Below are 21,519 nucleotides of genomic sequence, written 5' to 3'. Positions count from 1 at the left end.
GGAGCCTATTTTGACTAAGCACAACTTGAGCGGGCACACGCAGCCTAAATCGGCGGAAGTTCGCTTTGAGCAAGCCAGTGTTCACTATTACTCCAAACCAAGTTGGTTAGGGGGCAAACCGTTTAAAGCGCTCGAACAATTGGATCTTGCCATCGACACAAAGAACATTGCAATTGTTGGTCCTTCTGGTGCGGGTAAATCGACCTTGATTGAACTTCTGTTTGGTCTTCGTAACCCCACATCTGGTGAAGTGTATGTGTGTGGTTATCCGCTATCGCGCAGCTCGGCTAAGCAGCGACAAGAGTTGTGTCAGCACATTCAACTGATTCCGCAGGAGCCGCAATCGAGCTTGAATCCGTATTACACCGTTCGCCAGATTTTACTGGAGCCTTTGAGCAACATTGGTTTGACGCAAGAGCTCAACGAGAAGGTGGAAAAGGTATTGGCGGATGTCGGTTTGGATCTCACATTGTTGGATCGTAACCCGTTGCAGTTATCAGTTGGGCAAGCGCAACGTGTGGCTATCGCCAGAGCTTTGATTGTCGAGCCTTGCGTGTTGGTTGCGGATGAGCCAACCAGCAGCCTAGATCCCGTCAGTCGTAAACAGATTCTCGACTTGTTGGCAGGCATTCAAAAGAGTCGTCAGATGCGCCTGATTTTGGTGACACATGACCTCGATGCGGCACAAACCCTATGCGATGAAATCCTAGTGTTAGACAAAGGACGCGTTGTCGAGCACGGCACAGCACAGAACGTGACAAATAACCCATCACACTTGATCACGAGAGCCTTGATGAGCGCTCAACACAAAAGTAATGAATTCACAAAAACCATTGGAGAGGTTTCTTATGCACCTTAGTACTCCCAAGTTAGCTTTGTCGCTGGCTTTAAGCGCACTGCTGACGGGTTGTTTTGACTCTGGCGAAAGCAAGCCAGAAGCGGAAAAAGCAGCCGCATCGCAAGCGACGGAAATTCGCGTTGCCATGATGCAACCACCACGCACAGGTTTGTCGCCACTTTCAGATGACGCGTTCAAACTGTCACGTTGGAGCACGGCGGAAACATTGGTGAACCTAAACGATCAGTCGGTAGCAGAGCCTATGCTGGCAACAGAGTGGGAACAAGTTGACCCGATGACGTGGCAATTTACGGTACGTAAGGGCGTGAAATTCCACGATGGTTCTGACCTTGATGCCAACGCGGTCGTGAACTCTCTGCAAAAAGCATTAGATGCCGCACCTAAACCACGCATCTTGGACGGTATCGAATGGCAAGTTCGCGCATTGGACGACTTCACTGTTGAAATCAAAACGACCTTTAACGATCCATTGTTGCCAAGCCGTCTATCTAGCCCACAGCTAGCGATCCTTTCTGGTGCTGCATATCAAGACAACGGTCGCGTTGTGCCAATCAATGCGGGTACCGGTCCATTCGTTCTGACAGAAATCAACGGTACAACCAGCGCGAAACTGAAGCGTTTTGACGGTTACTGGGGCGAAAAAGCAAAAGTAGACAGGATCTTTGCTGAATACGTACCAAACGGTTTTGCTCGTGCTGCTGCACTACGTACCGGTGAGGCGGATGTAGTGGAAGCCGTTCCTGTTTCGCAAATCGCGATGATGGAATCTTCACAGCTGCACGAAGTCGCCATGCCACGTACCAACACGCTTTACCTAAACAATAAATCAGATGTGTTTAGCCAGTTTGGTTTGCGTAAAGCAGCGGCTCAAGCGGTTAACCGTGAGCAAATCATCAAAACGGTTTACGAGAACCACGCCGATTCAGCGAAAGGCCTGTTAGGTCCTGCATTGGCATGGGCTCAACCAATTCGTGATGCGAACCCTCGTATGGAAACCATGGAAATGCGCCACGCGAATGGTGAGAAGATCACCATTGGTACATTTACCGACCGTGCTGAGCTGCCAGAAGTGGCGGTGCTACTAAAGCAACAACTTGAAGCGGCTGGCTTTGTGGTTGAGCTAGACGTTCGTGAATACGCACAAATCGAAAACGATGCACTAGCAGGTAAGTTCGATGCGTTCTTGTTGTCACGTGCAACAGTGCTGGATTCTGGTGATCCAGTGGCATACATGCAAAGTGACTTTAGCTGTAAAGGTTCTTACAACCTAGGTCAGTTCTGCTCTGAAGAAGTAGACGCAGCATTGAAACACGCTGATCGTCAACCTTTGGGTGAGAAACGCCAACAAGCGATCATCGAAGCAGAAAGCAAAATCCTTGAGCAATACGCTGTGATTCCACTGCTGCACGAGCGAGTAATCCAAGGTGAGAGTGACCGCGTGAAGAATGCACAACGTGACCCACGCGAGCGTCGCCTGATCGACCAGTTTACTGAGGTAAACTAACTCGATGTCGTCTGTTGCCAACATGCGCTCTCGTTTGAGCGCTTGTATGCCTGAATGGTTTACGCGGTTTTTGTCGCGCTTCCTGTCACTCGGGGTAGTGGTTGTGCTGGTGGGGTTGATGCCGGATATTGCAGGTATCGATCCAAGCCAATCCATCCTCCGTGCTCGTGCGGGTGCTCAACAATTGCTGACGGCAGAAGCTCTGCAAGCAATTCGAGAAGATCTTCAACTTGACCGCAGCGCTGCTGAGCGACTGTGGGATTGGTTGACGCTTGCCATGCAAGGTGACTTAGGTGTCTCTTGGGTGAGCGGCGCATCCGTGATGGAGAGCGTTCAACAAACTGCAAAAACGTCACTATTACTGATGCTTACAGCGCTAGGCATGGCATTTGTAATGTGTATGGCGAGCGTGCTTTACACTGTGCGTCGTTGGCAACAGAATCGTTTAGACAAACATCATGACACGCTCAGTTCGGTGTTGGTTTCATTGCCTGAATACGTGATTGCTTCACTGCTGATCATGGTGTTTTCCATTTGGTTGGGCTGGTTCCCGCCTTATGGCTGGCAAGGCGTGCAAAACCTTTGGCTACCAAGTTTGGCAATGGCATTGCCTGCTGCTGGCTTGTTCGGGCGCTTGCTCAATGACAGCCTCAAGCGTGTACTAGATGAGCCTTGGGTGATCACTTGGCTATCGGCGAACGTCAGTAAGTTTCAAATCTTACGCTTTGCCTTGTGGCGTGCCGTTAGTAACTTGATTCCTCAAATCGCAATGACGGTGATTGGTTTGACCGGCGGTGCGGTTGCTGTGGAACAAGTGTTTTCCATTCCGGGTATCGGACGACTAATCTTAGGCGCGGCGAAGTCACAAGATCTGCCTATGCTGCAAGGTGGTTTGTTGGTGTTGCTGGTGTTCTCGATGTTGATCAGCAGTGCGAGCATCTTATTGCAGCGCTGGTTACTCGGGCACAGTGCCACGAGTGGCAAGTTGATCAGCAGTCACAACACGTTCCGTTTTACCCAAAGCACCACCAAACGTATTGTCAGTGCGACAATCTTTGCCTTGTTGATTGGTTGTGCGGGATGGGCGTTAATGCGCGATCCTTACACCATCCAATTTACCCGCCTTGAATCGCCAAGCTTAGCAGCACCGTTTGGTGCCGATGCGGTCGGGCGAGATCTGCTTGCTCGTGTTGGCGGCGGTATGATGTCGACAATCAAAATGGGCATCATCGCAACCTTCCTTAGTTTGGTGATTGGTTTGCTGCTCGGCTTTGTGACTCGTTATAGCCAAGGCTTAATTGAGATCACCAAAGGTGTGCCATACATTGTGGCGGGTCTGCTGATTGCTGGTCTAACGGGGATGAATCCAAATAGTGCCTTGATTGCGATTGTTATGGTGTCATGGGCACCATTAGCAGCGCACTGTGCGAGCTTGTTGATGGAAGCCAAAGCGCAGCCTTACACGCATCTTGCGCCTATTTGGGGAACCAGTCAGTGGCGAGTACTCCGTTACTACTTGTTGCCTTACGTACTGCCGCCATTGATTCGTCACGCGTTTCTACGTTTGCCATACATTACGCTCAGCCTGACGTCTCTGAGTTTTATCGGACTTGGCGTTAAGCCGCCAGAACCTGAGTGGGGTTTATTGATTGCGGAAAACTTGCCTTACATAGAGCGCTCACCATTGGGTGTCTTACTGCCGATCTCAGGCTTAGTTTTGATGGCAATTGCAATCAACTTGTTGTTCGACGATTAAACCGGACTCGTGAACTTTCCAGCAGCCTCAATAGCGATATTGAGGCTGTTTTCTTTCTGTTTCATTATTCGCCATTGTGCGTCCCAAAAGCCAAGCTCGCATTTGCGCTCTGGCGTGCCATTCTTAAGCTGACTTTCTCGGTTTTTATCTTGATAGGAAAGGGCATGAAGGAATACGCGCCGCAGTACAGCAAAAAAGAAAAGATCATCAGAGTCGCTATCGCTGGTGTATTTGGCCTTCTAGTTGGCGTGCTATTTAAGCTTAAGGGAGAGCCTCTGCTGCAAGCAGTCGTCGAAGCGCCGGAATGTTCTCAAATGTTCGGTATATCAGGCTTAGAACTTTTGGTTCACATACTGTTCTTTTGGGTGCCACTGTCCGTGTTTTTACTTGCTGCGGTATTGATGTTGCCACTTGGCGTACGTGGTTTGATCGAAGGTCAGTTCCCACCAAAAGGCGTCAAGGTATTCAGACCCACAGCGATTCAACGCGGCAAACTTGGCACGCTTAAATCCCTTATTCATCTGTTGTTCCCCTTATTGTGCTTTGGCTTTGTTGTATGGGGTAACGTTCAAATCGAACCCATGATGGAAATGTTCCAATCTAACCAAGGTATATCGAACTGTACCGATTGAAGTTATGTGACCTTGCTTCCTAGAAAAATCGTCCAATAAATCAGTTATTTGTTGAATCTAAAATATTAGTCGTAAAGACAAAAATTATTAGAGGACGTTGAACCGTATAAACAATTTTATACGCCTTTTGTTTGATAAACTCGGTGGTGATTTGAACAATAAAACAAAGGTATCTATTCATGTTCAACAACCTGTCTATCAAGCAGAAGATCGTTCTTCCATTGTCTTTGATGATTGCATTACTGGTTATTAGCTCAGTACTAAATGTCGTAACAATGTGGAAGCAAACTGAACTGACCAAAACACTGAATGAACAAGTAACCCCGAGCTTGTTTACTATTGAAGATGCGTATCGCGACCTGTATCAAGCGACTTCTGCAATTCAGGGTTTAGCACTAGCGAAGACTCAAGCGGAGATCGATCACCACTTGTTTGAGTACAAAGACAACGCATACAAAGCATTACCTCGAATGAAAAAAGTCATGTCTCTTTCTAATGAAGGTGTAATGCCTCGCAGCCATGGTAGCGAAGTACAAAAGTTGGTCATGGCGGGTGAGCAATGGCTACAAAGTTATGACGATATGATTAACAAACCACAAGCACAGTGGTTGAACTTTTACGAATCTAACAAAGTTTTATTTGAAGATCAGTTTGGTGCGGTACGCGAGCAGCTTAATGTCGTAAAAGATGGCATCGAAGCAAAACAAAGCGAGTTGAAATCCGACATTTCAGCGGCAGCGCTTCGAGCTGAGATCATTCTAGAATCGGGTATCGCGATCGTGATTATCGCTGCACTTGGTATGGTCATATTGCTACTTAAAACGGTAGTTAAACCAATCAATGATATTAAGGAGGCGATGGTGCAAATTGCTTCTGGCGAAGGCGATTTAAGTCAACGCATTAGCATCAATTCTCAAGATGAAATTGGTCAGCTTGCTGGTGGCTTCAACCAGTTCGTGACTAAGATCCAAGCGACGGTGTCACAAGTAGTGGAAAGCGCTAATACACTGCGCCAAGAGATGAACAACCTAAACTCATTGACTTTGACCATCGCAGATTCAACCGTTGGCCAACAGCGTGATAGTGAAGCCGTTGCTGCAGCAGTACACGAGATGCAAGTAACCAGTCGTAATGTTAGCGACAGTGCGACAGAAGCAGCATTGGCGAGTCAAACGGCGAACGAAGAGCTGTCGAATACTAATATCATTTTGGAGCAAACCGTGGGTGCTATTCGCGACCTTGCGGGTGAGATTGAAAGCGCAAGCCAAGTTATCAACACCTTGGATAGCGATGTGAGCAACATTGCTTCGGTATTGGACGTTATCCGTGGTATTGCAGAGCAGACTAACTTGCTGGCATTAAACGCGGCGATTGAAGCCGCGCGTGCCGGTGAACAAGGTCGTGGTTTCGCTGTGGTTGCCGATGAAGTTCGTTCCCTAGCAAGCCGAACGCAAAAGAGCACGGGCGAGATCCAAGCCATGATTGAGAAGCTTCAAGCGGGTGCATCTCAAGCAGTGGAAGTGATGCAGGGCAGCAAAACCAGCAGTGAAGACACCATTCAATCGGCAGGTTTGGCGACAGAATCCTTGGCTGAAATCCTAAACGCGATCGCACGTATGAACGAGATGAATACGCACATTGCTACCGCGGCAGGCCAACAAAGCTCAGTGAGTGATGAAGTAAACAGCAACGTTCAAGGTATCGCAGACAGCAGTACGTCGATTGTGGATGTAGTGAGCCAAGCGCAACAGTCACTGTCTATGTTGTCTGAACAGACACAACAGTTAGACAAGCAAGTCAGCCAGTTCCGCGTATAAAGCTGCGTTACACTAATAACTCTCTATCAGAAATGAAAAAGGCACCTTTGATAATCAAAGGTGCCTTTTTGTAAGTTTCTTTAGAAGCGGTAAGCATCAGTATAAGCAACGGAATGTCATATTTTTTAAGGTTCGTTCTGCTTTACCAAAGAAAACCAGACTGCATTGATCATCCAGATAGAAAACACGATTGTGGCGTATGGTCACCGGCTCTTCATAGCCCAATACTATGTACTCGTTTCCCTTAGACTTTGAATATTCGTACTTATAGTCCATTGCCTGAAACTTTGTTTCTTCGGCATCAATAGCAGAGTAATGAAGACGGCTCTCAAGGTCGTCCTTATAGAGCTGAGTATAGGTTGCCCACCTGTATTGCATCGCTTCTACTTTGCCAAACAGTTGTACTTTTGACTGATGTGCAGTGAACAAGAGAATGCCGTTGAACACAACCAATGCTATCAATACTTTGAATTTACGGGCATTGAAGTAATAGCTGATCTTTGTGATAAATGCATTCATGGTTGTTAATTGTCACTATTGTTTTTCCGTCATCGGAACGTTTCATTTCTGGGTAAGCTTTGGCTTTTAGCACTTGTTCAAAGTCGTGCTTGTAATACAGTGCTTTCGACGTTTCATAAAGATTAAACAGCGTCACTAACAGCATGACTATAAAAAGCGCATTCCATAGTTTTGCGTTTTGCTTGCTGACTGGTTTGAGCTCGCACTCTTCTGGTTTGGTAATTGGCTGTGAAACTGGCTCTGCTGGAGCAAATTCAAAACTGAGGGAATAGCCAACCCCAGGGGTATTAACCAGGATGGTTTTTTCGTAATCTTCTAACGTTCGTCGAGTGCGATTAATCAGCTGCGGCAAGCTCTCTTGTGAGATATGCTCATAGCCCCAAACCTGCTGAATAATCTCTTTATTGCTGATCGTGTTTGGATACGCATCAACAAGGCAGTTCAATAACGCTTTTTGTTTATTCGTCAGCTTAACCGTTTCTTGTTCTTCTGTTGTGCCATTCAAAGGGGATGGCTGTAAATAGTGAGTCGTCCTGTCCCATGTGAATTTCCCTAATACTATTCTATTGTTGTTTTTCATAACCAACTTATTTCGTATATCAGGCTGTTTTAAGGGAGCGAATTATAGGGTAATGAATACGGAAATCAACGCCTATATTTGCAATTTATTTAATCAAAGCGCGCTCTAAATGTTCAACTGGTGATTAAATGTTATGCGAGTGTAAATTCTTGTGTTTTCACTTATTTTCACGATATTTAATAAACTTTCTTTTTCTTCATAGTAGCAACGCATCCTCCAAAATACTTTGCTTTGTCACGATTTCTCTCGCTTTGTCCACTCTTTTTTCTTGTTTCTATTGTGAAAAATCTGTTTTCGATTGCTCACAGAAAATTTATTTTTCCAATATAAATGCGTTCAAATTGAGAGATCAATAACAGCTTTAGAGCAAATATTTTTGTCTATCGTAAAGAGCGGTAAATTTTGTTGTATGTACAACATTGAGTAATTATCATCCCGAATAATATTTGCTGACTTTTTATTGGGTCACTGTTTTTATTTAGGAAGAGAGAAGTTTCATGAGACGTAGAACCACGCTATCACTTCTGATTGCGTCGAGCTTAATTTTGGCTGGATGTGAACAGAGTCAAGATGGACAAGCACAAGGTGGTCCCGCGCCAACACCGGAAGTGACTGTCATGACAGTTGAACCGGTTCGCCAAGCGCTAACGGTGGAATTGCCTGGTCGTAGCCGCGCATTTAAAGAAGCAGAAGTTCGCCCACAAGTAACGGGTATTATTTCTGAGCGTAATTTTGTTGAAGGTGGTGTGGTAGAGAAAGGCCAATCGCTATACCAGATTGATGATTCTACTTTCCAAGCTGATTTATTGAGTGCAGAGGCGGAACTGATCCGTGCGCAAGCATCGGAAGAATCAACGTACTCAACAGTGCGTCGTTACCGTGCATTGATCACTAAAAAGTCGATCAGCCAACAAGCATTGGACGAAGCAGAAGCGGCTTATAAAGAAGCGAAAGCGCAAGTGTTAGTCGCGAAAGCGAAGATCAACACAGCGAAGATCAATTTGTCTTACGCACAAGTGAAAGCGCCAATCAGTGGTGTGATCAGCAAGTCAAACGTGACGGCGGGTGCACTTGTTACTGCGAACCAAGCAGCGACGCTGACGACTATCCAACAGCTAGACCCAATCAATGTTGATATCGTGCAATCTTCTGCTCAACTACTTCGTTTGAAAGCAGCGATGTCACAAGGTCACTTGCAAAAAGATGAGACTGCTCAAGTCACGCTGACACTCGAAGATGGTTCGACATACGCGCACAAAGGTGCAATGAAGTTTACTGAAGTGAACGTAGATGAAAGCACGGGCAGCGTAACGCTACGTGCAGAATTCGCGAACCCAGATGGCTTGTTGCTACCGGGTATGTTCGTGCGTGCGACGGTAACGGTTGGTGTGGACCCTGTTGCGATTCTTATCCCACAAAACACAGTAACGCGTGACGCAACGGGTAAAGCCTCAGTAATGACGGTAGGTGAAGACAACAAAGTAACAATCACTCCGGTAACAACGGCTGAGTCTATTGGTAATCAATGGCGCATCACTGACGGTCTGAAAGTGGGTGATAAAGTCATCACAACAGGTCTACAGATGATCCAACCGGGTAACCCAGTGACCATTCAATCAGGTGAGCAGGCATAATCATGGCACGATTCTTTATCGATCGTCCGGTATTTGCTTGGGTTCTTGCGATTCTGACTATGTTGGCGGGCGTAATGTCCCTGTTCAACTTGCCGGTTTCTCAATACCCGACGATTTCACCGACCACGATCTCAATCAATGCCCGTTACCCTGGTGCTTCTGCGAAAACCGTAGAAGACTCAGTGACTCAGGTTATCGAGCAAAACATGACGGGTCTGGACTACCTACGCTACCTAAACTCAAGCAGTGATGCGTTTGGTAACGCGACCATTACGCTGACGTTTGATAGCGAAGCGGATCCAGATATCGCGCAAGTTCAGGTGCAGAACAAACTGCAATTGGCGATGACGTCACTTCCGATGGAAGTACAAAGCCAAGGTATCATCGTAAACAAATCCAACACCTCATTCTTGATGGTTGTGGCGGTTTACTCTGAAGACCCTGAATTCACAGAAAACGACATTGGCGACTTTGTGGTTACCAATATTCAAGATCCGATCAGCCGTGTTACGGGTGTAGGTCAAGTGCAAGCGTTTGGTTCTCAATACGCAATGCGCGTTTGGCTAGACCCATTCAAACTGACTCAGTTCAACCTAACAGCAATTGACGTTGCGAACGCGATTCGTGAGCAGAATGCACAGGTTTCTTCGGGTCAGTTAGGTGCAGCTCCTGCTCAGTCTGGTCAGTTGCTTAACGCGACGATTTCTTCAGCAAGTCGTCTAACCAGCGTGGCTGAATTTAAAAACATCATTCTGAAATCAGAAGCGAACGGTTCGAATGTTTACCTGAAAGACGTGGCGCGTGTTGAGCGCGGTGCAGAAAGCTATGACATCAAAGGTCAGTACAATGGCTTCCCAGCAGCAGGTCTTGGTATCTCTCTCGGTACTGGTGCTAACGCGCTAGAAACGGCAGAAGCAGTAAAAGAACGTCTTGGTCAGCTGAGTGCGACTTTCCCAGATGGCTTAAAGATCGCTTACCCGTTTGAGACAACGCCATTCGTAGATGCGTCGATCAAGGAAGTAATCAAGACACTGCTTGAAGCAATCGTGTTGGTATTTTTGATCATGTACCTGTTCTTGCAGAACTTCCGTGCAACGATCATCCCAACGATTGCGGTTCCGGTGGTATTGCTGGGTACGTTTGCCGTCTTGTACGCGACGGGCTTTAGTGTCAACACCTTAACCATGTTTGCGATGGTTCTGGCAATCGGCTTGCTGGTGGACGATGCGATCGTTGTGGTTGAGAACGTGGAACGTGTAATGCACGAAGACGGTCTCGATCCAAAAGAAGCTACGAAGAAGTCAATGGGGCAGATCACTGGCGCGCTAGTTGGTGTTGGCCTGACGCTGTCTGCGGTATTCGTACCGATGGCGTTCATGTCTGGCTCAACCGGCGTTATCTACCGTCAGTTCTCTATCACCATCGTGGCGGCGATGACGCTCTCGGTATTGGTGGCGATCATTCTTACTCCGGCACTTTGTGCGAGCTTGCTGAAAAAAGGCGATGCGGAATTTTCGGATAAGAAAGGCTTCTTTGGCTGGTTCAACCGTAAGTTTGATGCGGCAACGGCGGGTTACGAAGCGGGCGTAGCGAAAATGCTAAAACGCACCGGTCGCATGCTGTTGGTGTTCGCGGCAATGAGTGCGGGCGCAGGTTGGTTGTTCATGAACCTACCAACGTCTTTCCTACCGGATGAAGACCAAGGTACCGTGTTCTCTATGGCAATCTTGCCACCGAACTCGACTCAAGAGCAGACTGAAAAGACACTAGAGAAAGTCCGTAACTACTTCCTAGAAGAAGAGAAAGACAACGTTAAATCTGTCTTCTCGGTAGCGGGCTTCAGCTTCGCGGGTCAAGGTCAGAACATGGGTATGGCGTTTATCGGTCTGAAAGATTGGTCAGAACGTGAAGCACCAGGTTCGGATGCGGCTTCGCTAACAGGTCGTGCGATGGGTTACTTCTCAACCATTAAAGAAGCAATGGTGTTTGCGTTTGCACCACCGGCGATTCAAGAGTTGGGTAATGCGACTGGTTTCGACTTCTACCTACAAGACTCAACCGGTAACGGTCATGAAGCGTTAGTAGCGGCTCAATACCAAATCCTAGGTATGGCAGCACAAAACCCGAAACTGGTGGGTGTGCGTCCAAATGGTCAAGCAGATGCGCCGATGTACCAAGTTCATATCGACCACGTGAAATTGCGTGCGCTGGATGTGAGCATTAATGATGTAAACCAAATCCTAGCTTCGGCATGGGGTGGTGCATACATCAACGATTACATCGATCGCGGACGCGTGAAGAAGGTAATGGTGCAGAGTGACGCAGAACACCGTATGCAACCGAAAGACTTCGACTCATGGTACGTGCGTAACTCACAAGGCGAGATGGTGCCATTCTCGGCATTTGCAACGGGTGAGTGGACTTACGGTTCTCCGCTATTGCAACGCTTTAACGGTCTACCTGCGATGAACATCCAAGGTGGTGCGGCTCCGGGCGTAAGTACTGGTGAAGCGATGGCAGAAATCGAAGCCATGGTAGAAAAACTGCCTCCTGGCTTTACGGTGAACTGGAACGGCATCTCTTACGAGGAACGTCTGTCTGGTAACCAAGCACCAATGCTTTACGCGCTGTCGATTCTGGTTGTCTTCCTTGTACTAGCAGCACTTTATGAGAGCTGGTCAGTACCATTCGCGGTTGTGCTTGTTGTACCTCTAGGTGTACTAGGTGCGGTACTCGCGGTCATGACTCGCGGTATGGATAACGACGTATTCTTCCAAGTTAGCTTGTTGACCACTGTTGGTCTGGCAACGAAGAACGCGATCCTTATCGTGGAATTCGCCAAGGAATACTATGAGAAAGGCGCGGGCTTGATTGAAGCAACGTTGCACGCGGTACGTGTTCGTCTTCGTCCTATCATCATGACTTCGCTGGCGTTTGGTCTTGGTGTAGTGCCACTAGCGATCAGTGCGGGCGTAGGCTCTGCAGGTCAGAACGCGGTAGGTACGGGCGTACTTGGTGGTATGGTAAGTGCGACCTTGCTTGGTATTTTCTTCGTGCCTGTGTTCTTCGTTGTGGTTGAGCGCTTGTTCGACCGCCGCGCAAGAAAAGAAGCACAAAAAGAGCAAGTGGAATCTACTTCACAGCCAACGGCAAGCCAAGAGTAGGACTTAGCGCTAAAGACTAAGTTATACTATTGCTAATAAGTACAAGAAAAGGGCGCTTCGGCGTCCTTTATTTTTGGATTCAATTGGATAGTTTGGGTTTGAAGCAAACACCAGGCTATCCAAATGAAAACAAAGCCGAAAGTAGAATAGGCAAGTATGAAAGATCAGAAGATTTCTCCGATATCCGTGTTGGATCAAAGCCCGATGTTTGTGTGCAGCGTGATGAACCGAACCTTCCGCAATCGTGCCCAAGCAGAGCTATCGCGTCAGGACTTAATGACGTTGGAAATGGCGAGTGCCTTGGCGGCGTTAGAAGAGTTTCAACCGATGAGTCAGCAAGAGTTGGCGGATGCGGTACTAACGGAGCGAAGCGTCGCAAAACGCATGGTGGATAACTTAGAGAAACGAGGTTTTGTTAAAGTTTCCAAGAGCGAAACCAATCAGAGATTAAAGATTCTGACACTCACCAAAGAGGGTGTAGAAGCGGTACGCAAAGTGCACCGCATCATGACCAACCTTAAGCAAGATTTCTTCTCTTGTTTGACGGAAGAAGAGTCCGACGAATTCTTCCGTTTAGTGCGTAAAATGACCTTAGCCAATCACGCTTAATTCTGCGTTTCAAACGATGGCGAACCAATTAGCTTTCTGTGAGAAAACGGTTCGCCACTTCAGCTTCTTGCTTTTTCATCAATTGATGCGCGGTCAGCATGTGTTGTTCCATCACTTGTTTGGCTTTTGAAGCGTCACCTTTACGCAATGCCTCCACCAGTGCACGTTGGCTTTGCACGCCCGTTTGCCACAGTTTGTGGTTTCCCGGTTCATACAGTTTGCGATAAATCGTTAGCTCGGTAAGCATCTGTGCAGTAAAGCGAACCACAAACTTCAGCAGCTCATTGCCAGAGTAACTGGCCAATAGGCTGTGAAACTCAATCGATGCAATGTGGTGCTCGCGCTCTTGATACACGTCTTCTGGTGGCGTTTGGTACTTATCGATTTGCTGATCGAGACGAGCAAGTTGCTCATCGGTCAATGTGCCCGCCAATGATGCCGCGATCTCTGGTTCAAGTGACAAGCGGATTTGGTACAGATCAGAAATCGAAACGTCTTTGAAGAACAGGTAGTTGCTTAGCAGCGCCTGAGCTTTGTTCTCACTCATTTCGCTAACAAACACACCGCCTTTTGGTCCAGTCTTGGTCGAGAGAATACCTTGAGCCTCTAAGATACGCATGCTTTCACGTACTGTGCTTTTTGACGCATCAAAGGTTTCCATGACTTCGATTTCACTCGGCAGACGATCGCCGGGTTGTAAAGCTTGATCGACAATCCATGCTTTGATCGATTCGGCTAATTGTTGAGTTCTACGTCCTTTTGCGCTGCTTGCCACATTATCCTCGCTGGTTTTTCTCGCGGTATCTAGGGTCTGTTTATCTTTCGTAGTTAAATTTTGTTCGGATGGGGGCGCCTAGCCCGAACCCTTTGGGCAGCGTTTGTTGGCCATTTCTACTTCGTTATCGACTTCTCATGTAGGCTAACTACACATCAAAGTCTTTGCCTTGTATAAACACCCAACAATTCGCTGCAAAAATCAGCACGAAAGGTTAACAGACCCTATTGAATTCTGAAGGAAATTCAAAGGATGTCACCTGTTTTCTGCCTTTCATTTTCTGAAAAACGAACACGGTTTTAGTTATGAAACCATCCGATTATCGATCGAATCACTCTCACAAAAAAGTCTATTTATCATGATAAATGTCTTTCATTTGATATTTATCATGATAAATTAAAAATGAACATGGTTAGAAAAAGAGCGATTCAAGATGGAAAAATTTGTAGAAACTGCCAGCCTAGCGTGGGAGTGGTTGGAAGATATTGCTCAATGCAGCCAAACCCAAGACCCAGATAGCGAAGGTGTTACTCGCTTATGTGCCAGTGAAGAGCACGCAAAAGCGAATGAAAAACTACGTGAGTGGATGCTGCTGTCTGGTATGGAAGTGCGCATGGACAATGCTGCAAATCTTATTGGTCGCTATCACAGCCCAAATCCAAATGCCCAGACGCTGATTTTTGGCTCTCACCAAGACACGGTGCCAAATGGTGGTAAATACGATGGCATCTTGGGTGTGATTCTACCAGTTGCGTTGATTCACTATTTTCATCAACAGAAATTCGAATTCCCATTCAATATTGATGTGATTGCCTTTAGCGATGAAGAGGGAACTCGATTCCAATCGACACTACTTGGCTCAAAAGCGATATCTGGGACGTTTGACCCAAGTGTGCTGGATGCGCGAGATGCCCACGGTGTGACCATGCGTGAAGCGTTAACGTCGTTTGGTTGTCATCCAGATCAGATCGAAAAAGACGCTTACGACAAAGAAAAGGTGTTGGGCTTTGTGGAACTGCATATTGAGCAAGGGCCACAGCTTGAACAAGCGAACTTGCCGGTCGGTGTGGTTACTGCCATCACTGGGATTGAGCGTCATACTTTGTCGATTGTTGGCAAAGCCGGACACGCAGGCACCGTGCCAATGGACATGCGTCAAGATGCGCTAGTTGGGGCAGCTCAGGTCATTCATATGTTTGACCAACTGTGCAAACGTGAAGACGACCTAGTGGGCGTCGTAGGTAAAATCGCCAACTTCCCAAATGGTGTGAATGTGATTCCTCAGCAGACGGACATCACTATCGAACTGCGCTCTCCAAATGATGCCTCTCGCATTGCCGCACGAAAAGAAATGCTGGAGAACATTCAAACCTTGATGGCGCAATACAACCTCGCGTATCACCACGAACAAACTTATGAGCAAGCTGCTGTCACCTGTTCTGATTCACTTTCTTCGGCACTTACTCAAGCGATCGCACTATCCAATATTGACACCAAACATCTATTCAGTGGCGCGGGTCATGATGGTCTGGCTGTGTGTGAGCTGACGGATATTGCGATGTTGTTTATGCGTTGTACGGGCGGGGTTAGCCATCATCCTGATGAAGCGATTTTACAACAAGACCTCGTAGCAGCAGTCGAGGTTCTGAACCATTTCTGCATGCTGATGAAACACCAATAAAAGCGAAATAACACAAGAGAGGGTGGGGATTCATCCTCTTTTTTACTTTCAAAACCAAGACTTGGTTTTAGCTTGTGAACGTGAAGGCTCATACCAATGGGTTTTCATTCCTATACTAAGGAGAGATTTTGTTATGGATATGACAAAAAAGATGGAGACAACAGAGAAGAAGGCTTGGTACAAGAGTATGCCGGACCCAATGGTCCTGATCTTTATGATTTTGGTGGCAACGTATCTACTGACTTTTGTTGTGCCTGCCGGGGAGTTCTCACGTGTTGTGGTGGACGGTCGTACTACCGTTGTCCCTAATTCATTTGCTTATCTGAGTGATGTGCCTGCGGTGCATTTCTTTGACATTTTTGTCGCGATTCCGAAAGGTTTGATCAGCGCGGCACCTTACTTGTTCATCGTATTTATTGCTGGTGGTTTGTTCCACATCTTGCAACGTACTGGTGCGCTTGAGAACGCGATTGGTGTGGCGGTAAACAAAGTTGGCGTGAAGAACCGTAATCTGATCATCACAATCGGCACCTTTATCTACGGTTTCTTTGGCGTGGCGGTAGGCTTTGAGAACAACATCGCACTCGTTCCGGTTGCGGTTCTGATTTCTGCTGCGGTTGGTTACTCCAGCCTTGTCGGTACGGTAATGGCAGTGGGCGGTATCGGTGTAGGCTTTGCACTGTCACCAATCAACCCTTATACCGTAGGTGTGGCTCAAGGTATTGCTGAACTGCCTACTTTCTCGGGCGCTTGGTTGCGTGCAGCGATGGTAATTTCCTCTCTTGCATTGCTGTCTTACTACATCTGTACTCGTGTGGCGAAGATGGAGTTTAAAGAGCCAGATTCAGCAGAAGGCTTAAGCAAAGATTTATCGGAATACCACCTAGAGAAGAAAGACAAACTGACGCTAGGCGTATTCCTAGCTGGTCTTGGTGTGATGCTTTACGGCGTATTTGCTAACGGTTGGTACATCAACGAGATCGCAGGTCTGTTCTTATTAATGGCAATTGTGATCGGTGCGGTGAACGGTTTAAGTGCGAATGGCATCGTGAAGCAGATGATGGAAGGTGCATCGGGCGTAACTGCAGGTGCATTGGTGATTGGTGTTGCGGCATCGATTCAAATCATTCTCGACCAAGCACAAATCATCGACACCATCGTTAACGCGCTAAGCTCACTTATTCAAGATATGCCGATTGCTATCTCTGCGATTGTTGCGAGTGTGGTGCAAGGTGTGATCAACCTATTCGTACCATCGGGTTCTGGTCAGGCAATGGTGACCATGCCGATCCTAATTCCTGTGGCTGACCTTACTGGCATGAGCCGCCAGCTGATGATTACCGCATTCCAAGTGGGTGACGGTCTGACCAACCTTATCGTACCGACTTCTGGTGGTACGCTAGCGATGTTGGCGCTTGGTCGCGTGTCTTACGAGCAGTGGCTAAAGGCAATTATGCCATTCATGGTATTTGTTTACGCCTTGTGTTGGTTGGCGCTGTTTATTGGACAAATGGTCGGCTACTAACGTCTTTTTATATCGAGAATCTATGACGATTTCACTTATTCATGTTAATCCTGAAACGGGATTATCGGCTTCCATTACAGCCACTGGCGGTGTTGCCGTTGGTGGTTATGTGAACCACAGTTGGCGTGGAGTTGGCGCCTGTGCAACTCAAGGTTTGTTTACCAATCCTTGGTATGCAGACAATGCCAAGCGATGGTTATCTCAAGGACTGTCTTGTCATGAGGTGATTGACCGTTTGAAAGAAGGTGATGCGGAATTCGCCAAGCGCCAATGTATGGTAATGGACAAACATGGCCATACCGCGTTTATAAACGGCGAAGAGAACATCGCGTACGTCGGCTCTCTAGCACTTCAAGATTTGGCAGTTGCCGGAAACATGCTTGAAAGTGATGCGGTTATTGAGGCGTTTGCAGATTCGTTCCTAGCTCAGACTGTGATCAATGCCGAGCAAGTGAGAGCTGGGGGCAAACCGCAATATCGTGATAGCTATGAGGCAACGCTAGCGGAAGTGCTTATTTCTGCACTAGAAGCCGCATTGGAAGCGGGAGGGGATAAGCGCGGTACCTATTCTGCCTCTCTTCGTATAGAAAGTTATACTCATGCGCCGATCGATATTCGTGTCGATTGGTCTGATGACAGCTTGATGGAAGACATGAGGACGGTACTGAGCCGCGTACGAGCGCCGAGCTTTCAAGAGTTTCTTAATGGCGTGCCGAATCAGTAAGAGGATTCATGTCGCGCAAAATAAAAAGCCGAACAGTGACTGCTGTTCGGCTTTTTTGTATTGGTTAAAACATAATTTTGTTTTCAACTTTAATGATGCCATTGAGTGAAACAGAAATGACATCGTTATCTTTCACTTCAACTGTGTGAGTTGGTAAGTCGATGTAAATTAAATCGCCCGGTTTGAGTGTGAAATACTGACTGAGTTCACTCACGATTTCTGCTGGAGAATAGGTCATTTCAGCAAAGGCGTCATTGTTAATGGCTTTACCGTTGATTTGCGAAGAAACATGAATCTGGGTGAAATCGAGTCCGCGAACGATCTCATTCGCAATTGGGGCAAAACCGTCTGCGCTTTTTGCTCTTAGCGAATGGGCATCATGCTGCAGCCAGTTTGTTTCCGTAAGATCGCCCCCAACGGTGAGTCCAAATATAGCGGCTGACGCTTGCTTGGTATCGATGTTCTTACTTTGCTTTCCTATCACGACCACGAGGGAGCTTGAATACTCGATGTTATCGGCATCAGATGGTACTTGGATTGGAGCGCCGGTAGAAATTAACGCTGAAGGCAGTTTAAAGAAAAACTGATAATCACTTTTCTTCGCCTTATCTGCTTGTTTTTCCGCTTGAACGATGAACACTTTTTCTGGCTTAGTCGGAAGCAGAAGACTGACATCATTAACGGAAACTTGGCGAGGTGAGAGTGATGAGTCGGAGAAAATATCCCCCTTAAGAGGGTAGATTGAGTCTTCTACTAACTTGCCGTAACTGATTTTCCCGAGGTGTTGATAGCGAACATAAGTCGTTGAAGCTGCATTCGCCGTTAGGCTGACCACACTTAAACACACGCCCAAACATAATGCGATGAGTTTCATTATAGAAATCCTTATTTTTTAGCGCATTATATCGGTTAATTGCTGGGAAGCGTATGCCGATCTCCCCTACTTGGGGTTATGTCCCGATTAAATTAGGTTGTAACTCTTAAGAATGACGATACCCAATGTGCAAGTGATTGTAGAGAGCACGGTCGTTAAAGCAATGATGTTCGCTGCTAAGACGGAGTTTCCTCCCATCGAACGTGCCATCACATAACTTGCTGCCGCCACAGGAGAGGCGTTCATAAAGAACAGAATGCCAAGCTCAATCCCTCTAAAGCCGACTAAATACGCACCTGTGGTAATCACGATAGGGGCGACGATCAGTTTGTAGCTGCTAGCAAACCAAGACGGCCCTTTCTCTTTCTTCATCAAACTTAAATCGAGAGAGCCTCCGGTACACAAGAGGGCTAGGGGAAGCGTCATCTTCGATAGATAGTTACCGGCATCAATCGCCACATCCGGAACCGGAATCGACAAAAGGTAAAACACCATGCCAGAGACGATCGCGATGATCAGTGGGTTGCGCGTTAAGGTTCTCACCATCATTTTGGCGGCTTGAGACCCAGACGTTGCACCTTTTGGAGACAAACAAATCACCGCTTGCACGTTATAGATAAAGGTGGTCACCGCAACATAAAGCGCGGCCAGCGCCACACCTTGTGAACCGTAAGCATTCGCCACATACGCAATACCGATGATCCCCGTATTAGCGCGAAAGCCACCTTGGATTAAAACGCCTTGGTCGGGTGAAGATTTGAAGAACAGTTTGACAGAGATAAAAGTGAAGATGAAAAACGCGATGCTGGCAACAATGCCGTAATTGACGAAGCCGCTAGCCGCGGAGAAATCATGCTCGGAGACGACGATACTCAAGAACAACATCGCAGGTAGCGTGACCTGAAACACCAGTTTAGAACCGACTTCGATAAAGTTGTCGTTGATAAGCCCAATACGTTTGAAGATAACGCCCAATACCAGCATTAAGCAGATGGGGCCTGTGATCGACAACGAGAATTGCAACTGATGTAAAACAGCATCCATGAGTGTATCCGCAGCAAAAGAAAATAGTTTTATAATTGTCATACAATTAAACCACAACTCAATCTTGGGAGACAGTAGGGTGGTGAAATTTTCTTCAGTTATTGTGGGGTTACTGGTGAAAGGAGAGGAAAACCAGTCTGGCTTGTATCACCAGACTGGAAGCAAACTCTAAAGCAGAATTACTTTTGAGCGTTTGAAAGGAGGTAATCAGGACCGGCTGTTTCCGCCGTTACTACAGATAGCTTGCTCGTATCTGCACCAACGCCTTGGTATTGAGTAAAGCTTTTCACTTGTTCGCTTTTTGGTAACTCTACCGAGTAAGAAGCGATTTGCTCTGCGTTAGTCACCGTGCCGACGTAAACTTCGTTGTTGTAGGTAGGATTCACCAGCGGCAACTCTTCTGTCGCGCGTACGCTGACGAATTGCTCTTGCTGGTGGTTATCAACCACGTTGCTATCGAAATGAACGTCCACGCCAGCGAAAATGTTCTTCACTTCACTGTTGTTGAACAGGCTAACACGGTGCGTTTGGTTGCCGTAGACAATGCCCCATTCCGTATCTACAAGGGTGTTGTTACGAATGGTGATGTTCTTTGGTGTCCATTGTTTGTTGAGCTCTTTGCCTTTTACTGCTTGGTCTAGCTTCTCGCCGTTTGCTACATCAATGATGCCGGTGTTGATCACGATGCCGCCACGCAGATCCGCATTACCTTCAATCTTGCCATCACGACCGCGCGTGCCAGTGATGTAGTTGTTCTCAATCACGTGGTCTTCATCGTAAATACGCATACCGCCAGTCAGCAGTTTTTCGTTACCTAGAATCACGTTGTCTTTCACCACGTTCGCTTTACCGTGACGAAGAGAAATCAGAGAGGCACTTTCAAAGATGGTGTTGCCAGAGATTTCATTGCCGCCTGACTTAATCGAAATCAGCTCACGCTCACCATCCATATCAATCATCAGGTTGTTGGTGAACTTAGAGTTTGATGCCCATTGAGACGATTTAGAGTCACCAATTCGAATCGCTTCCCAGCTGTTGCCGTTGTAGCGAATCGCTTCTTTGATGTCGAATTCATTGAACTGGTTTGGTTTTTGGTCCAAGAAAATGTTGTTAGCAATAAGGTGGTTATCTGGTGTGTCGTCTTTTTGTACGCCAATTAACGTGCCGCGCTTTTGCTTACCTTCAAAACGGTTGTTGATCACTTTTCCATCTTTACCCCAAAGCGAAACCCACAAGTATTTCGGGTATTCAGAGCGACGTTCGTCCGGTTGGTATTCGTAAGCGTGGTTGAAGTAGTAGAACGTAGAGTTTTGCAAAGTGTTGTTGTTACCCATCATACGCACGCCGCCAAAACGTTCAGCTGGGCCGCCTTCGGTAAACACCAAACCGTCGACAGTGATGTTGTTACCTTCAAGGCGAAGCTGAGCCAAACCCGTTAGCCAAACGCTGCCAGCTTGCTCCGCCTTGATGGTAATGTCGTTGGCTTTTACCGTGACGATATCAAGATCCGCGTATTTACCCGCAGGAATCGTAATTGTTGTACCGTCTCCGGCATTCTCCATTTGTTGTTTCAATGCTTGCACAGCGTCTGCTGATTGCGCTTCAAGTGCGCTGCCATCCACTGTGTTTAAGCGATCCGTAGCAAGCAAGTAATCGCGAGTGATGTCATTCACAGCGGTTTCAACAACAGCGGGAGCCGCAGCTTCCGTCGTTTGAGAAGGTGAAGTGTTACAACCTACTAGGGTTAGGGCAGAAATGGACGCGGCAACCACGCCAGCAAGCATTGTTTTTTTCATAATGTATCTCTTTGTAGAAGCACAAA

At 47.1% G+C, this 21,519-nt stretch carries 17 protein-coding genes; 11 read left to right on the top strand and 6 right to left on the bottom strand.

The window, feature by feature from the left end:
- Positions 1 to 10: 10 nt before the first annotated feature.
- The 5 genes from VJL_RS03365 (at position 11) to VJL_RS03345 (ending at position 6,568) form a co-directional block, all read left to right on the top strand.
- Positions 11 to 859, top strand: coding sequence for an ABC transporter ATP-binding protein (locus VJL_RS03365; protein ID WP_038875715.1), 849 nt, complete (start codon positions 11 to 13; stop codon positions 857 to 859).
- Positions 849 to 2,363, top strand: coding sequence for an ABC transporter substrate-binding protein (locus tag VJL_RS03360; RefSeq protein WP_038875713.1), 1,515 nt, complete (start codon positions 849 to 851; stop codon positions 2,361 to 2,363). The genes VJL_RS03365 and VJL_RS03360 overlap by 11 nt, the downstream gene beginning before the upstream one ends.
- Positions 2,364 to 2,367: 4 nt before the next feature.
- On the top strand, positions 2,368 to 4,119 hold the full coding sequence (locus VJL_RS03355; RefSeq protein WP_038875710.1) for an ABC transporter permease subunit: 1,752 nt from the start codon (positions 2,368 to 2,370) through the stop codon (positions 4,117 to 4,119).
- Between the two features lie 164 nt (positions 4,120 to 4,283).
- Positions 4,284 to 4,751 carry a hypothetical protein gene (locus tag VJL_RS03350; RefSeq protein ID WP_038875707.1) on the top strand — a complete coding sequence of 156 codons (468 nt, stop codon included), beginning with the start codon at positions 4,284 to 4,286 and terminating at the stop codon, positions 4,749 to 4,751.
- 179 nt (positions 4,752 to 4,930) lie between these two features.
- Complete coding sequence (locus VJL_RS03345) at positions 4,931 to 6,568, top strand: methyl-accepting chemotaxis protein (RefSeq protein WP_038875704.1); 1,638 nt, start codon at positions 4,931 to 4,933, stop codon at positions 6,566 to 6,568.
- A 96-nt stretch (positions 6,569 to 6,664) separates the two neighbouring features.
- Here the strand turns inward: VJL_RS03345 and VJL_RS03340 are convergent, their stop codons facing one another.
- Positions 6,665 to 7,087, bottom strand: a complete 423-nt coding sequence (locus tag VJL_RS03340; protein WP_038875701.1) for a hypothetical protein — start codon at positions 7,085 to 7,087, stop codon at positions 6,665 to 6,667.
- The gene (locus VJL_RS03335; protein WP_038875698.1) at positions 7,041 to 7,667 is read right to left on the bottom strand and encodes a winged helix-turn-helix domain-containing protein; all 627 of its coding nucleotides are present in this window, start codon (positions 7,665 to 7,667) and stop codon (positions 7,041 to 7,043) included. Before VJL_RS03335 ends, VJL_RS03340 begins: the two co-directional genes overlap by 47 nt.
- Positions 7,668 to 8,164: 497 nt before the next feature.
- On the opposite strand from VJL_RS03335, the gene VJL_RS03330 reads away from it, so the two are divergent.
- From VJL_RS03330 to VJL_RS03320, 3 genes are all read left to right on the top strand, one after another.
- Positions 8,165 to 9,301 carry an efflux RND transporter periplasmic adaptor subunit gene (locus VJL_RS03330; protein ID WP_038866953.1) on the top strand — a complete coding sequence of 379 codons (1,137 nt, stop codon included), beginning with the start codon at positions 8,165 to 8,167 and terminating at the stop codon, positions 9,299 to 9,301.
- Positions 9,302 to 9,303: 2 nt separating this feature from the next.
- Entirely contained in the window at positions 9,304 to 12,465 is a 3,162-nt protein-coding gene (locus VJL_RS03325; protein WP_038875694.1) for an efflux RND transporter permease subunit, read from the top strand.
- Positions 12,466 to 12,621: 156 nt separating this feature from the next.
- Entirely contained in the window at positions 12,622 to 13,074 is a 453-nt protein-coding gene (locus tag VJL_RS03320) for a MarR family winged helix-turn-helix transcriptional regulator (protein ID WP_005437051.1), read from the top strand.
- A 28-nt stretch (positions 13,075 to 13,102) separates the two neighbouring features.
- On the opposite strand, the gene VJL_RS03315 is transcribed toward VJL_RS03320, so the two are convergent.
- Positions 13,103 to 13,849, bottom strand: coding sequence for a FadR/GntR family transcriptional regulator (locus VJL_RS03315; protein WP_038875691.1), 747 nt, complete (start codon positions 13,847 to 13,849; stop codon positions 13,103 to 13,105).
- A 433-nt stretch (positions 13,850 to 14,282) separates the two neighbouring features.
- On the opposite strand from VJL_RS03315, the gene VJL_RS03310 reads away from it, so the two are divergent.
- From VJL_RS03310 to VJL_RS03300, 3 genes are all read left to right on the top strand, one after another.
- Complete coding sequence (locus tag VJL_RS03310; protein WP_038875687.1) at positions 14,283 to 15,530, top strand: allantoate amidohydrolase; 1,248 nt, start codon at positions 14,283 to 14,285, stop codon at positions 15,528 to 15,530.
- Between the two features lie 133 nt (positions 15,531 to 15,663).
- Positions 15,664 to 17,055 carry a YfcC family protein gene (locus VJL_RS03305; protein ID WP_017188230.1) on the top strand — a complete coding sequence of 464 codons (1,392 nt, stop codon included), beginning with the start codon at positions 15,664 to 15,666 and terminating at the stop codon, positions 17,053 to 17,055.
- Between the two features lie 22 nt (positions 17,056 to 17,077).
- Entirely contained in the window at positions 17,078 to 17,779 is a 702-nt protein-coding gene (locus tag VJL_RS03300; protein ID WP_038875683.1) for a DUF1028 domain-containing protein, read from the top strand.
- A 64-nt stretch (positions 17,780 to 17,843) separates the two neighbouring features.
- Here VJL_RS03300 and VJL_RS03295 read toward each other — a convergent pair whose 3' ends face one another.
- The 3 genes from VJL_RS03295 to VJL_RS03285 form a co-directional block, all read right to left on the bottom strand.
- Positions 17,844 to 18,653 carry a fumarylacetoacetate hydrolase family protein gene (locus VJL_RS03295; protein WP_038875681.1) on the bottom strand — a complete coding sequence of 270 codons (810 nt, stop codon included), beginning with the start codon at positions 18,651 to 18,653 and terminating at the stop codon, positions 17,844 to 17,846.
- Positions 18,654 to 18,740: 87 nt separating this feature from the next.
- Complete coding sequence (locus VJL_RS03290; RefSeq protein ID WP_038875678.1) at positions 18,741 to 19,697, bottom strand: AEC family transporter; 957 nt, start codon at positions 19,695 to 19,697, stop codon at positions 18,741 to 18,743.
- Between the two features lie 179 nt (positions 19,698 to 19,876).
- Positions 19,877 to 21,493, bottom strand: a complete 1,617-nt coding sequence (locus VJL_RS03285) for a polysaccharide lyase 6 family protein (protein ID WP_038875675.1) — start codon at positions 21,491 to 21,493, stop codon at positions 19,877 to 19,879.
- Positions 21,494 to 21,519: the final 26 nt, after the last annotated feature.

Source organism: Vibrio jasicida CAIM 1864 = LMG 25398 (assembly GCF_000400365.1).
In the GTDB taxonomy this organism is placed as follows: Bacteria; Pseudomonadota; Gammaproteobacteria; order Enterobacterales; family Vibrionaceae; genus Vibrio; species Vibrio jasicida.
The sequence above is the reverse complement of the archived record's forward strand: the minus strand, read 5'-3'. Positions and strand labels throughout refer to the sequence as shown.

Bases quoted from the DNA above. Each gene is read 5' to 3' on its own strand.
- VJL_RS03290 (WP_038875678.1), bottom strand. From the start codon at position 19,697: ATGGATGCTGTTTTACATCAGTTGCAATTCTCGTTGTCGATCACAGGC.
- VJL_RS03295 (WP_038875681.1), bottom strand. From the start codon at position 18,653: ATGAAACTCATCGCATTATGTTTGGGCGTGTGTTTAAGTGTGGTCAGC.
- VJL_RS03285 (WP_038875675.1), bottom strand. From the start codon at position 21,493: ATGAAAAAAACAATGCTTGCTGGCGTGGTTGCCGCGTCCATTTCTGCC.
- VJL_RS03330 (WP_038866953.1), top strand. From the start codon at position 8,165: ATGAGACGTAGAACCACGCTATCACTTCTGATTGCGTCGAGCTTAATT.
- VJL_RS03305 (WP_017188230.1), top strand. From the start codon at position 15,664: ATGGATATGACAAAAAAGATGGAGACAACAGAGAAGAAGGCTTGGTAC.
- VJL_RS03360 (WP_038875713.1), top strand. From the start codon at position 849: ATGCACCTTAGTACTCCCAAGTTAGCTTTGTCGCTGGCTTTAAGCGCA.
- VJL_RS03325 (WP_038875694.1), top strand. From the start codon at position 9,304: ATGGCACGATTCTTTATCGATCGTCCGGTATTTGCTTGGGTTCTTGCG.
- VJL_RS03340 (WP_038875701.1), bottom strand. From the start codon at position 7,087: ATGAATGCATTTATCACAAAGATCAGCTATTACTTCAATGCCCGTAAA.
- VJL_RS03320 (WP_005437051.1), top strand. From the start codon at position 12,622: ATGAAAGATCAGAAGATTTCTCCGATATCCGTGTTGGATCAAAGCCCG.
- VJL_RS03310 (WP_038875687.1), top strand. From the start codon at position 14,283: ATGGAAAAATTTGTAGAAACTGCCAGCCTAGCGTGGGAGTGGTTGGAA.
- VJL_RS03345 (WP_038875704.1), top strand. From the start codon at position 4,931: ATGTTCAACAACCTGTCTATCAAGCAGAAGATCGTTCTTCCATTGTCT.
- VJL_RS03335 (WP_038875698.1), bottom strand. From the start codon at position 7,667: ATGAAAAACAACAATAGAATAGTATTAGGGAAATTCACATGGGACAGG.
- VJL_RS03300 (WP_038875683.1), top strand. From the start codon at position 17,078: ATGACGATTTCACTTATTCATGTTAATCCTGAAACGGGATTATCGGCT.
- VJL_RS03355 (WP_038875710.1), top strand. From the start codon at position 2,368: ATGTCGTCTGTTGCCAACATGCGCTCTCGTTTGAGCGCTTGTATGCCT.
- VJL_RS03350 (WP_038875707.1), top strand. From the start codon at position 4,284: ATGAAGGAATACGCGCCGCAGTACAGCAAAAAAGAAAAGATCATCAGA.